This is a genomic window from Paenibacillus sp. 598K (assembly GCF_003851045.1).
Taxonomy (GTDB): domain Bacteria; phylum Bacillota; class Bacilli; order Paenibacillales; family Paenibacillaceae; genus Paenibacillus_D.
Genome location: NZ_BFBX01000070.1, coordinates 79,133 through 91,833, shown reverse-complemented (window position 1 = coordinate 91,833; position 12,701 = coordinate 79,133). Strand labels below are relative to the sequence as shown.

The 12,701-nt window shown below is 61.8% G+C and carries 11 protein-coding genes; 1 reads left to right on the top strand and 10 read right to left on the bottom strand.

What is annotated here, in order from left to right:
* From PA598K_RS20135 to PA598K_RS20125, 3 genes are all read right to left on the bottom strand, one after another.
* A partial coding sequence (locus PA598K_RS20135; protein ID WP_185602126.1) for a hypothetical protein occupies positions 1–1,127 on the bottom strand: 1,127 nt, incomplete at its 3' end.
* 26 nt (positions 1,128–1,153) lie between these two features.
* Positions 1,154–1,405 carry an acyl carrier protein gene (locus PA598K_RS20130; protein WP_128658683.1) on the bottom strand — a complete coding sequence of 84 codons (252 nt, stop codon included), beginning with the start codon at positions 1,403–1,405 and terminating at the stop codon, positions 1,154–1,156.
* Positions 1,405–2,376 (bottom strand): UDP-glucuronic acid decarboxylase family protein, encoded by a 972-nt coding sequence (locus tag PA598K_RS20125; protein WP_260405510.1) that lies wholly within the window; start codon positions 2,374–2,376, stop codon positions 1,405–1,407. The genes PA598K_RS20130 and PA598K_RS20125 overlap by 1 nt, the downstream gene beginning before the upstream one ends.
* A gap of 267 nt (positions 2,377–2,643) precedes the next feature.
* On the opposite strand from PA598K_RS20125, the gene PA598K_RS20120 reads away from it, so the two are divergent.
* Positions 2,644–3,438 carry a helix-turn-helix domain-containing protein gene (locus PA598K_RS20120; protein ID WP_128658681.1) on the top strand — a complete coding sequence of 265 codons (795 nt, stop codon included), beginning with the start codon at positions 2,644–2,646 and terminating at the stop codon, positions 3,436–3,438.
* Positions 3,439–3,468: 30 nt separating this feature from the next.
* Here the strand turns inward: PA598K_RS20120 and PA598K_RS20115 are convergent, their stop codons facing one another.
* The 7 genes from PA598K_RS20115 to PA598K_RS20085 form a co-directional block, all read right to left on the bottom strand.
* Positions 3,469–5,241 (bottom strand): GH39 family glycosyl hydrolase, encoded by a 1,773-nt coding sequence (locus PA598K_RS20115; protein ID WP_185602125.1) that lies wholly within the window; start codon positions 5,239–5,241, stop codon positions 3,469–3,471.
* 19 nt (positions 5,242–5,260) lie between these two features.
* On the bottom strand, positions 5,261–6,235 hold the full coding sequence (locus PA598K_RS20110) for an ROK family protein (RefSeq protein ID WP_128658679.1): 975 nt from the start codon (positions 6,233–6,235) through the stop codon (positions 5,261–5,263).
* Entirely contained in the window at positions 6,232–6,870 is a 639-nt protein-coding gene (locus tag PA598K_RS20105) for a D-sedoheptulose-7-phosphate isomerase (RefSeq protein WP_128658678.1), read from the bottom strand. Before PA598K_RS20105 ends, PA598K_RS20110 begins: the two co-directional genes overlap by 4 nt.
* Positions 6,871–6,891: 21 nt before the next feature.
* Positions 6,892–9,060: an alpha-galactosidase gene (locus PA598K_RS20100; RefSeq protein ID WP_128658677.1), complete on the bottom strand. Its 2,169-nt coding sequence runs from the start codon at positions 9,058–9,060 to the stop codon at positions 6,892–6,894.
* Between the two features lie 29 nt (positions 9,061–9,089).
* Complete coding sequence (locus PA598K_RS20095) at positions 9,090–10,151, bottom strand: DUF6786 family protein (protein WP_128658676.1); 1,062 nt, start codon at positions 10,149–10,151, stop codon at positions 9,090–9,092.
* 91 nt (positions 10,152–10,242) lie between these two features.
* A complete protein-coding gene (locus PA598K_RS20090) occupies positions 10,243–10,917 on the bottom strand; it encodes a GntR family transcriptional regulator (RefSeq protein WP_185602124.1) in 675 nt (224 codons plus the stop codon).
* A 135-nt stretch (positions 10,918–11,052) separates the two neighbouring features.
* Positions 11,053–12,420, bottom strand: a complete 1,368-nt coding sequence (locus tag PA598K_RS20085) for an extracellular solute-binding protein (RefSeq protein ID WP_185602123.1) — start codon at positions 12,418–12,420, stop codon at positions 11,053–11,055.
* Positions 12,421–12,701 lie beyond the last annotated feature (281 nt).

Below are 12,701 nucleotides of genomic sequence, written 5' to 3'. Positions count from 1 at the left end.
CCGGAGGTCAGGCTGCCGGAAGCCCCCTCCTGCTGCAGCTGGCGGTCGAGCCGATGCTTGATCAGACTCATCGACTTGCGCGCGTTGATCTCGACGATCGGCACGACGCGGCCATCCTCCAGCAGCATCGAGTCGACGCAGACGTCGCCGTAATAGCCGGAGCGATACAGCTCCCGCGCTACCTCGCGCATCAGCTCGAAGTAATCGGCATCGAGCAGGATCGCCAGCAGCCGCTCATCCGCCGTAAAGGAGCCCTGGTACGCAAAGCCTGTGTTGACGACCTTCTGCACCGAGATAAAACGATAGCCGCCGTCCGCTGCAATGCGGAATTGACACGAGAAGTCCAGCGCCTTCCGCAGGAACGGCTCGACGATAAAGCGCACCGTCTTGCCTTGTCCGGACTGCGTAGCGAGATGCGCGGCGATGCGGCGCAGGATCGACTCCGACTCGATCAGCAGATTGCCCTTGCCGGAGACGCCGAACTCGTCCTTGATCAGGAAGCTCCCCTGACGCAGCAGCTCCAGGCCGCGCGCCAGCAGCTCCTCATGCGAGTAGACGATCCGGCTGTCCGACGGGACGCCCAGACGTCGTCCCAGCTCCAGCGAGTAGAGCTTGGAGTTGACCTCGCGGACTGTCTCCGCAGACGGACAGTCGAGCCGCAGCCGATGCGCGGCAGCCGCCTGCGCGACGCCGGGGATGACGGCGAAGGGCGAGAGGCAGACGCCCTCCGGCCAGCCTGCGCCCAGCATCCGCTCGGGCAGGCTGCGAGCGAGCAGGTCGAACACCGTCGCCTCCTCGCCCGGCTTGCCCTCATGCCGTTCCTCGCTCTCGTCGTCCAGATCGGCGCGGCTCGCCGCGAACCGGAAGCCGATCTCATGCAGATAGGCGAGATGATGGGCATCCATCCGGTAACGGGTGACGAGCAGATCATCCGGCTCGCAGAGCGCGAACAGCAGCTCATCCATCGCGGCGACGATGCGCTCTGCCGCCCGATCGGCAAAGGCCGGCAGACGGGCCAGCCCCGGATCGCGCCAAAACCGCTCCGCGTCGAACATCCCCATCGTCAATCGCGGCGCAGCCTCCCGGTTCGCGCCATTGACGCCATCGACGCCTTCTGCGCTGTTCACTCCGTACCTGCCGTTCGCGGTCACACTCATGCCGAGGCGGTGTGACGCATCTGGGCGATATATTGGCAGAAGCCCTCGACCGACGACATGAGCGAGAAGTCGAAGGTCTCAAAGTCGATCTCGACGCCGAACTGCTCCTCCACCTTCAAGATAAAGCTGATCATCTGCAGCGAGTCGAGGCCGCCGTCCTCCATAATGTCCGATTGGCCGTTCAGGCTCGACGCCAGCTGCGGGTCCTCCTTCAGCTCGCTGATCATGGCGATAATTTGCTGTTCCATTATAGATCCCCCATTCCGTGGATTAGTTGGCCTTGCGGTTGGCCTTGATAATAACGGATCGTGTGCGCGAGCGCATCGCGCAGCCGCACCCTTGGCTCCCAGCCGAGCAGCTGACGCGCCCGCGAGATATCTGGCTTCCTGCGCCGGGGATCGTCCTCCGGCAGCGGCCGATACTCGATCGGCGCTTGCGATCCCATCAGCTCCCGGGTCATCCGCGCGATCTCGAGGATGCTGTACTCCTCGGGATTGCCGAGATTGACCGGCTGTCCGTACGGGACATCCATGAGCCGCACGATCCCCTCCAGCAGATCGTCGATATACTGGAAGCTCCGCGTCTGGCTGCCGTCGCCGTAGACGGTCAGCGGCTGTCCCGACTGGATCTGATGGATGAAGTTCGTAATGACGCGGCCATCCTTGAGGTCCATGCGCGGACCAAACGTGTTGAAGATGCGGATGATGCGGATCGGGATGTCGTACTGCCGGCTCATCGTCGTCGTCAGCGCCTCGGCATAACGCTTCGCCTCGTTGTAGCAGCTGCGCGCGCCGATCGGATTGACGTAGCCGCAGTAGCTCTCCGGCTGCGGATGGACGTCCGGATTGCCGTAGATCTCGCTCGTCGAAGCCAGAAAAAACTGCGCGCCCTTGTCGCGGGCCAGCTCGAGCAGATGACGCGTCCCCTCGCTGTTGACGCGCAGCGTCTCGACCGGATGCCGGAGATAGCGCGGCGGACTCGCCGGGCTGGCAAAATGCATGATCCAGTCCACGTCTCCTGCGATAGACAGCGGCTCGATGACATCATGCTCGATAAAGGTGAAGCGCGAAAGCGTTCGCAAATAAGCCAGGTTATCGCGTTGACCGGTCAGGAAATTATCGACGCCGATCACCTCGTGCCCGTCGTCGATCAGTCGTGCCGCCAGATTCGATCCAATAAAGCCAGCAGCGCCAGTTAGGACAATTTTGATCGTACTCACCTCGCGATATCTGTTCAGGATGTCGTGCGAAAGGCGGCCAGGCGGAATATGCATTGCGCTCATGCACTCATGGTGGGGGAGGAATTGTGACGAAACTGCGAATGAATTAAATAGTGGATATGGAAGTAAATATGTAAGTGGTATAAAATTAGTATAGGCACGCCATCATGCGCATTCAATGCACTACATAACGAAAAACTGACCTAACATGCTTTTTGCCAAGCGAGATGTGCAGCAGATGGACTATTCGACAAGGTGGGGTGAAGGATGATTCGCTTGATCAACTGCGGGTACCACTACGTGCATGAGGAGGGAATTGTGATTAATCGGCCCAAGGGGGCGGGGAACTATGCGTTTGTGCTATTCAAAAGTCTCGCCGATGTGGTCATCGACGGCACGCCAACGGCGGTGGCCAAAAATACCTGCATCCTGCTGGGGCCTCATACGAGCCATCAATACAAAGATCGGGAGAAGCCGTTCGTGAACGACTGGTTCCACTGCGAAATCGACGCGCCTGAGCCTTTCCTCGAAGAGATCGGCTTCCCGCTCGACACGCCTGTCCATATCGAGGACGCCAACTGGGTCTCCCGCTGCATCCTCGAGCTGCAGAGCACCCTGTCGCAGAACAGTCGGCTGCAGCCGCGGATCATCGACTGCGAGCTGCGGGCGTTTTTTATGAAGCTGCTCAGCCTGCGCGAGAAATGGGCAAGCCTGGCTTCGTCGAATCGCCATTATCCCCATCTCTCGCGCTTGCGCAACGAGCTGTACAATGCCCCGTATCAAGCCGTCTCGGTCGAGCTGCTGGCAGCCCGACTCAATATGAGCAAGTCCTATTTCCAGCATATGTACAAGCAGTTATTCGGCTGCTCCGTCGTCTCGGATATCATCAATGCCCGGCTCGAGTACGCCAAGTACCTGCTCGCCCACTCGAAGCTGTCGGTCAGCGCCATCAGCGGGATGTGCGGCTACGAGAACGACACCCACTTCATGCGCCAATTCAAAAAATTCGTCGGCACGACGCCAAGCCGCTACAAGCTTATGAAGCAGCAGCTCGAAGGGTAGACCCGACTGGGGCGTGTCTGCAAACCCGCCCTAGTCCAGCGGCTCGATCCCTTCAATCTCGTACAATACAACGGCCTGCGGCGCCAGCCGGGCGGTCAGCCGCAATTGCCCATCCTCGACGATGGCTGTCGTCTCCAGCGGCTCCAGCCTCGAGAGCGCCCGGTATTGCTCGATGCGATCGTACCACAGCTTCTGGATGCGCGGGCTGGCCACGCTGCCAATCGTCCAGCTATGGCTCGACCAGCTCCCAAAGTCGTCCTCGGCCACGCCATGCGCCTCCAGGTCGGCTTGCCACTGCGGCCAATAATTGGCATGCTCGTCGTCGATGATCCATTGCGTCACCTTCACAGTGTCGCCCGCCGCCCGCACGCGGTCGAAGCCAATGGCTACGGCTTCCGCCGCGCCTCCGTCCGGCGCTTCGTTAAAGTTGTAGAGCAGCAGCCGCGCAGTCCGGGCAGCTTCGTCGTAGGCTGCGATGCCGTCGACCTCATTGGTAGAGAGCGCCACCGGCTCCGCCGCCTCTACCGCTACACGCTTGCCTCCCGTCATCCGGTATGCCAGGTTCGCCAGATGCGTGCCGACAGGATCGATACCATCGACGCCGGACCAGACGCGCTCCGTATTGACGTACCATTTGGCGAAATAATCGAGCCCGATATCGTGCATCTCTTTGAATAGCCTGGCGTCGTAGGCGGACTGATAGCTCGTCGCGACCGAGCGCGGGAACAGCTCCTTGCTGTCCGGGCCGGAGGCGATGCGTCCCTCGTCGACGCCGTATTGCAGCTCGGTGAGTCCATTCTGCAGCGCTCGCTCGCGCAACAGCTCCAGATTGGCTGCGAGCGTATAGGGCTCGGGCGAGCGCTGGCCCGGCATCACATCGTAATACGAGAAGCTGAGGAAGTCGAGCTGTGTCCCGGTCTGCCCCGTATAATAGTTGGTGCCGTGCGCGACATGATCGATAAACTCGCGCTCGTCCCAATAGCCGGGGCCGTTCGTCATGCTATGAGCCCCGACATGCAGATGCTCCGCCCCGATGACCTCCTCCAGCGCGGCCACCGTATAATCGTACAGCTTGAAATACGCCTGCTTGGTCGACTCGGGATCGCCCGCGTCGAACCAGTCGACATTCTCATACTCGACCAGCGCCCGCCAGGTCCAGGTGCGGACCTCGTCCAGGCCGAAACGATCGACCATGTATTGCGCGAGCGCGCGGATGTACCGGTAATACACCTCATCATCGTCCGGCGGACGGACATTGACGCCAAAGCCGCCGATGGTTGGCTCCGCGCTGTACTTCAGCGGCACATTGCCTGTCGCGATAGAAGGCTTCAGCCCTTGCCGCAAGATATGCTTGACCGCTGTGCCCAAGCGGGAGAAATCGTAATCGTCCAGCGTCTGACGATCAAGCGGATTGACGAACAGATCGCGCGTCTCCGAGCCGCCGCTGGCGCTCATCAGCTGCACGCGCCGGACGAAGGGATAGCGGGTGCGCATATAATCCTCGGATTGCGCCAGCGCTTCCGATAGCCAGTCCATCCCCAGCTCCCACTGGCTGAGATCGGAAAATTTGTTGGTCAGCAGCGGCCCCGTCCGGGACAAATCGACCGTAACCGCTACGCTGTCCTCTCCCGCCTGCATCGCTCCCGTCCCGCTCGGACTGTCGTCCGGGGCCGTCCCTGTAAGGGTATCCGGCTGCTTCGTCGTCATCTCTCCCCCATCGCCTCCATTCAGCCATAACGCCGTCAGCACAGCCGCGCTCGCGAGCGCGGCCGCCAGGCTCCATCCCGCCCTTCGCCGATTCAACCGCATCTGCTCCTCCCCCTTAACTATCGCTATGCAAAGTCGCTACCGACAAGCTCGCATAATCGCCGACCGCATCGCCCAGCGCCGCAGGCACGACCTGGCAGACGGAGCTAGAGAGCGGCAGCGCCTCGCGGCGGATCGCCTCCAGCACCCACGGCTCCATCAGCTCCTGCTGCCTCGCATAGATGCTGCCGATGACGATCCGCTCCGGATTGAGCAGATCGATCAGCACAGCCGCCGCCATCCCGAGCTTGCGAGCCGAGCGCCGCAAGATATCGATCGCCAGCTCGTCGCCAGCTCTGGCCGCGCGACCGACATGCTCCGCAGTGAGCAGTCTCGGATCGTCGCCTGCGGCATACAGCTCCGAGACGAGGCCGCGCCCGTTATGCTGCCAGACCATCTCCCTGGCGAGCTGGGCGATCCCTCCGCCGCTGCAGAAGCCCTCGAGCGAGCCGGCCTTGCCATAACCGACAGGCCCGTCCGGCGCCATCCGCATATGACCGATCTCCCCGGCCTGATCGTTGGTGCCGCTGTATAGTCGGCCATCCAGGATCAGACCTGCCCCCATCCCGGTCCCGAAGGTCAGGAACACCAGGTTGCGGCAGCCCTGCCCGGCGCCCCAGCGCCATTCCGCAAGCGCGCACGCATTGGCGTCGTTCTGGAGATAAGCGGGCGCGTCGAACCGCTCGCGCAGCGGCGAGAGGATATCGACGCGGTCCCAGCCCGGCAGATTGGGCGGCGACAGGATGAGGCCTCGCTGGCTGTCGAGCGGGCCGCCGCAGCTGACGCCGACCGCCTCTGGCGTCGCCCCTCCCGCCTCGCCGAGCAGCCCTTGCAGCCCGTCCAGCAGCCGCGCGATCGCTTCCTCGGGCGAGGGCGGGGTGGCGAACCTGATCTTGCCGACGATCCGAGGCCGCCCTTCCTCAGAGAGCTCTCCCACACTGGCTGCGCACTTCGTGCCGCCGATATCGATGCCTGCGATCAGCTTGCTCATCGGTGGAAAAACGCCTCCTCCAGCATCATGCATAGCGTATGGTAGATCGGCAGATGACGCTCCTGGATGTCGGGCGTCGACTCGTAGGGCACGCAGACGGCAATATCGCACAGCTCCCGCAGCTTGCCGCCGCTGCCGCCGGTCAGACCAATCGTCGTCATGCCCAGCGCCTTGGCGATCTGGACCGCCTTCACTACATTGGCCGAATGGCCGGAGGTGCTGATCGCCAGCAGCGCATCTCCCGGCTTGCCGTAGCCGTATACTTGCTGGGCAAAGGCCATATCCGCCGCAGCATCGTTGGCATAGGCGCTCAGGAAGGCGGTATGGCTGGCCAGCGAGATCGAAGGCAGCGCGCCCTGGAGCCCGCCCGCCAGCGCGGCTCCCTCCCCATTGCCGTACAACGCCTGCAGCCGCTCGCTGAACGCCGGCGGCACCGGTCGCTCCAGCATAAATGACTTCATCATCTCGCCGACAATATGCTCGCTATCCGACGCGCTGCCCCCGTTGCCGCACAGGAGCAGCTTGCCCCCGGCGGCAAATACGCGCTTCAGTGCTTCATAAGCCGCCTCTGTTTGCGGGGCGCAAGCGTCCAGCTCGGGGTACTTGTCGATCATTGCATGCAGGATTCGATTCATCCGTCGCTCTCCCTCCCTTTGTCAGATCGCCTCGAAGACGAGCAGCTCCGAGGTGAGCGCGCCTTCGAGACGAACCGTAATCCCTTGCTCCATCAAGACAAAGCCACTGAGCTCGGCGCTCTGGGCACTGTTGTCCCACGTCACCTTGTACATCCGCGATCGATCGAGCCCGCGTAGACGGAGGTGATAGCGATGCTCCTTGGCATTGGAGAGCAGGAACAGCCCGGCGATGCCGCGATCCCGCTCCCGCGAAGCCAGCTCCAGCACCCCCCAGCCGTTCGGCTCGAAGCCGTCGAGCTGCGGCGTATGATGGTAGATGCGCCCGGTATTCATGAAGCCTCGGACGAAGCTCTTGTACAGCTCGAGATGATGCTTGACGATCGCCAGCTGCTGCGGATTGCCCTCGCTGCCGAGCGGATGGAACACGCTGACCGTCGGTCTGACGAACAGCAGCTGGCGCATCTGGAATGCCATGTCCGCCGCCACATGCCCGCTCTGTCCCGCCACCAGACGGTCCACGTACTCCGGCGGCAGCGCCATCGTCATGCCGTTGGTAATGCTGAACGATCGGGGCGCAACCTGCCAATCGGTCACCCACGTATGCGAGAAACGCCGGACCGTACCGATATCCGTCCGGGCGCCGCCGCTGGCGCAATTCTCGAAGATGACGTCCGGGAAGCGCTTCCTCAGGCGATCGAAGATCGCGTCGAAATGCTCGTAATACCGCCAGTAGCTGTTCTCGACATAGCCGTCGCGCATCGTATAGCCGCCGCCCTTGAGATGTCCGGCGTTATAGTCCAGACGGAACATGTCCAGCTCGTGCTCCTCGATCACGCGCGCCATCGTCGCCTCCGCCCACGCCGCGACATCGTCCCGGGCAAAGTCGATCATACCGCCCATCCGCTCGGTGCTGTTGACGCCGTTGTAGGCTGTGGAGTACCAGTCCGGATGCTCGCGATACAGCTCCGTCAGCTTGCCGAGCCGCTCGATCTCCACCCATAGGCCGAACAGCATCCCGTGCTCCCGCACCTTGTCGCGGATCGCCTGCAGCCCATCGGGATAGCGCACCGGATCGACGCGCCAGTCGCCCAGATGCTCGCCCATCTGGTGCTCGTCGCCGGGCGGCAGATACCAGCCTGCATCGATGAAGAATACCTCTACGCCCAGCTCGGCGGCCACCTCGATCTGATGATAGGTCATCGCCTCGCTCATCTCTACCTCGGCCCCCAGCCCCATCTCGACCCAGTTGCCCCTGCCGCGCGCCTCGGGGATGGTAAATACCGACCGGCGCATATGGTCGTGCATCGCCTGGATGCACTCGTCGAGACCGCCGAACAGCATCCCCAGATGCGCCTCGGGGCTGGCCACGGCCTCGCCGGGCGCGATGACGCGCAGCGGCGACGGGGCACGCGGTCCGATCCGGAAGGAGAGATGCGCATGTCCGTCATGCCCCATCACGGCGCCCCCGGGATCGGCGTCCAGCTCGAACATGAACTCGTAATCGCCCGACCAGGCCAGCTGGCCGACAAAATGCTCGCCGGTCGCCTCGTTGCGGAGCAGGAACATCGGATGCCGATGGCGCTGGCCGCGGCCAAAGCCGAAGCGATCCTGCGGCAGCGGCCTCCACTGGAACTGCCCCTCGCCGCCCCAGCGGTGGTCCGCCATGTAGCCGATCGAGTAGAGCGGATCTCCGTCCTTCAGATAGGTCTCCCAATGCTTGGTTGTCTGGAGCCCGCCGCTCCACGTTGCGACCGCTCCCAGCGCAGCGGGCTGGTCGCCCGCGTTGACGATATCCAGCCAGCGCGTGAGGATCGGCGTGCCGTCCAGCAGCGTATGCACCCGGACGACGATCGGACGCAGCTCATGGCGCAGCTCGATCGTCACGCGCAGCCCGCGCTGCTCCCGCTGCTGCTCGCTGCCGACCCAGCGCCAGTGCGAGTCGAGCGACATGCCGTCCACATCCAGGCGGAATACATGCGGCTCGACGAAGCTGTCCGGGTCCAGACGCGGGATGCGCGGGAACGTAATGACGTTGCTCCGGTAGCCTGCGCCGTTCCAGCCTCCGCTCATCAGCTGTCCGCCGCTGAACAGCTCATTGTACACCGTCATCCCGGTGCGATAGCAGATCTCGTAGCCGTCCCCTGCCGGCTCGATGACTGCATTCAGATACGGTTGTTCATTTGGATTCATGCCTTCTGCCCCCTATGGAGTCTGTAGTATCAATATAAGAGCTCGACGCCGAGCAGCTCGCGTCCGATGTCGGAGATCGCGCGACGCGTGCCCGAGTAGCACCATAGTTGCGAACGGTCGCGGCTCGTATACAGACCCGTCGCCGCCTCTCGCCTCGCCGCCGGCGCGTGATGCTCCAGCTCGCCGAATGCGCCGAGCCGACCGTCGTCATTGTACAGCTGCACGCAATGTCCGCGGTCGTCCGGCGCCAGCCACGGCGTATCCAGGTAGTCCGACGAAGGATCGATAAAGGCTTGTCTGACGATCAGACTGTACAAGCCGCCCTCGTCCGCTCTGCAATACCCGAAGCGTCCTGTCGTCTGGGAGCTGCGGAGCGACAGCTTGTGCGCCGACTGGCCGTCGAGCACGAAGCGAATGCTGCCGTCGTCTACGGATAGCCGCTCAGGTCCGGTCGGCGCAAACAAATCGGTCGGTCGCGCTCGCCCATAGGTCGAAGCGTAAGCGCAGCCGCCTGCCGGCACCTGGACGATCGACCAGCTCGACAGCGGCAGCTCGCGCTCGGCGCCGACCGCCGACAGCTCGATCTCCGAGGCGTAGCCGACATAGCTGTAAGCGCTGCCGAGTCGCGCCCGACAAAGCCTCAGCGGATCGGCGCTCGGACGGACTGTCCGCGTCAGGCGGAATCGCGCCGTCTCCTCCGATCGGTACAAGCGAGCCTCCCCCTCCTGCTGCCACGTCGCCGACGGCTCCGTCCCGCTCAGCCGGTAAGCGCCCGGATCGATCGACCGTTGCACGACATATTCGACCTGCTCTCCCGCAGATACGACGCAATACTCCAGCTCCGGGCCGAGCCACACCCGCTCGCCGCCGAGGTTCCAGCCTTGCTCCTCGACGAACCGACGCCGGGCAGCCGCCCTGTCGGACAGAGCAGGGTGCGTCCACAGCATGTTGGGCCCGTCGGGATCGGGATACAGTCCGATGACTCGCCCGCCCCGCTCCAGCGCGACGAGCCACCCGTCGCCGTCAAGCGCCAGCGCGCGGTGCCGCCAGCCCAGGTCTTCCAGGCAAGCGATCAGCTCCATTCTCTTCATCGCGAGACTCCTCTGCCAGTGGATATAGAGACAGCAAAGGATCGCTCCGCGCGAGTCGTCCTGCGGGCGATCCTCCTCCGTCCGTGCCCGGCTAAGCGATGGTCTGCTCCATCCGGGCGATAATAATATTCATCGCATTGGTAATGTGCTGCTCCAACTCACCGATGCAGGCCTCGTTTTTCTGGATGATCATGTCGGCCAGCTGGCGATGGGCCAGACAAAACTCCTCATAGGAGCTCATCGTCATATTCGTAATCTCAAGGATCGCCTGGATCGTATTGGCCATCGTGTTCCAGGCGACGGTCATCGCGTTGTTGTCCGCCATCAGAATAAGGCTGCGGTGAAAGGCAATGTCGAGATTCGACGTCACCTCGCTCGTCACCTCGTCCGGCTTGGCCTTGTACGACTCCAGCAGCTCCATCGCGTCGAACAACGGTCTGTAGCGAAACGACGGACTGTTGAAGGTGATCTGCAACGCCGTCTTCTCCAGCAGCAGACGCAGCTCGAAAATATCTCTGACGTCCTTCGGCGAGCAGCCGATCACCTCGGTGCCGCCATTGGCCAGATTGACGACCAGCCCCTCCTGGGCCAGCAATTGCAGCGCGGTGCGGATCGGCGCGCGGCTGATGCCCATTTGCTCGGCCAGCTTCGCCTCGATCAGCCTTGAGCCCGTCGGGTATTTCCCCAGGATCAGCTCCTTGCGGAGCTGTCTTACGACTTCCTTCGTATGGTGCGATCGGGATAAAGCATCGTTAAATGGACTCATGGGCAACAGCTTCCTTTTTTTCTGACCAGCATAACAACTGCCGCTTGATTTTGTCAACAATTCGCAATTTCGGTTGACCATGCGGGGCGCTCGGACAGAACTCTCCAGGAAGAAGCGTGCGGTTACGGTTCGATCTTACTTATAGTAGTCGTCGACCTGCTGCTGCAGCGTCTTGGTCAAGTTGTCGAGGAACGACTGCGGGTCCTCGCTCGATGTGCCGTTCAGCACCGCCATAAAGTCGGCCTCGAACGTATCCGGCAAGCTGACCGGCGTAAGCGGCGGGTACTTCTTCACCTTGCTCATAATGTCCAGCCGCAGTTGCAGCAGCGGGTCCGCCTTAGCCAGCTCTTCGAGGTACGGCACCGACTTCTGCGCCGGGATGACGCCCAGGATATCGTAGGAGATTCGCGCCGCCGATTCAGAGGTGGTCAGCCACTTCAGGAACTGGAACGCCGACTCCTTGTTCGGAGCGGTCGATACCATCGAGAAGCCGTAGCCGCCGACCCACAGCGATTCGTCCGGCAGCGCCGTGAACAGCACGTCCATTTCGTCGCGCATTTTTTGCGTGTAGGCATAGCTGACGGCCATCTTGTTGGCGTCGAACAGATCGGTGTCGGCCGGCAACGTTTTCTTCAGCTCATCCAGACGCCCGGCGTCCACGTTGCGTTGATAGAAGTCCGCCATCCATTCCATCGCTTCGACAATCTTCGGATTGTTGTAGCCCACCTTCCGGGTGACCGGATCGTAGATTTCCTCGGCAGTAGCGCCATTCAGGAAGGACCAGGTCATAAAGGCGGTGGCCGTGCCCCAGATGCTCGAAGGGTCAAAGCTCGTCATCTCTTGTTTGCCGTTGTTGACGATCCAGAATTGCTCCAGGTAATCGCCAAGCTCCTCCAGCGTCTGGATGCTCGGCACCTCGTTAATGCCTTGCTGCTCGAGAATCTTTTTGTTGTGATAGAGCGGGAAGTTCGGATCCACGTTCCACGGCAAGCCATACAATTTGCCGTCCACGACATACTTGCTGTACGAAGCGTCGACGTAGTTGTCCTTGCCGATCGTGCCGTCGCGCTCCATGTACGGCATCAGATCCTCCAGCAGATTATCCTTCAGGAAGTGCGGCATCGCGCTATACGTCATGACCAGATCCGGGCTGTCGTTGGCGGCTACGTAGGTGGGTAGCGAGCCTGCTCCGCCGTCGAGCACGTACTGGATTTTGACGTTGGGGTACTCCTCCATGAAGGCGATGGCGAGCGCGTCGAACATCGCTTTGTTCGGCTGCGCCTCTCCCCACTCGCGCAGCACCTTTACGGTGCCTGTGTACTGGCTTTTGTCATCGTCCTCGCCGCCGCTCTCCTCGGGAGCGGGCGTCGTCACCTCTTCCCCTTTGTCCGGGGTGGGCGCAGGCGTCGGCGTATTGCCGCCGTTGTTGGATGTACAGCCAGTGAGGAAGATCAACATGCAGAGAACCATGACCGGGATAACCTGGATTGCTTTTCTTTTCATTGTACGATCCCCTTTGCTCGATTTGAGAACGCTTCCACCTCTTGCTCGCCGCCTCGGCGGCCCCGGCTTCATGTCTCGATGTCATTATAAATCCCGTTTTTCATTTTAGTCAACAATTAAATATTTTTGTATACAAAAATATTTAATTGTTCTCTACTACATCTACTTTCCTAGTAGGGCGAACCCGAAATATACGAACGAAGCAGCGTGGAGAGGAGAGGGAGGCTGTAGAAGCGAAGCGTTCGCCTGAGAGCTTTTCGCAGAAAAGCTAGCTTCGCAAG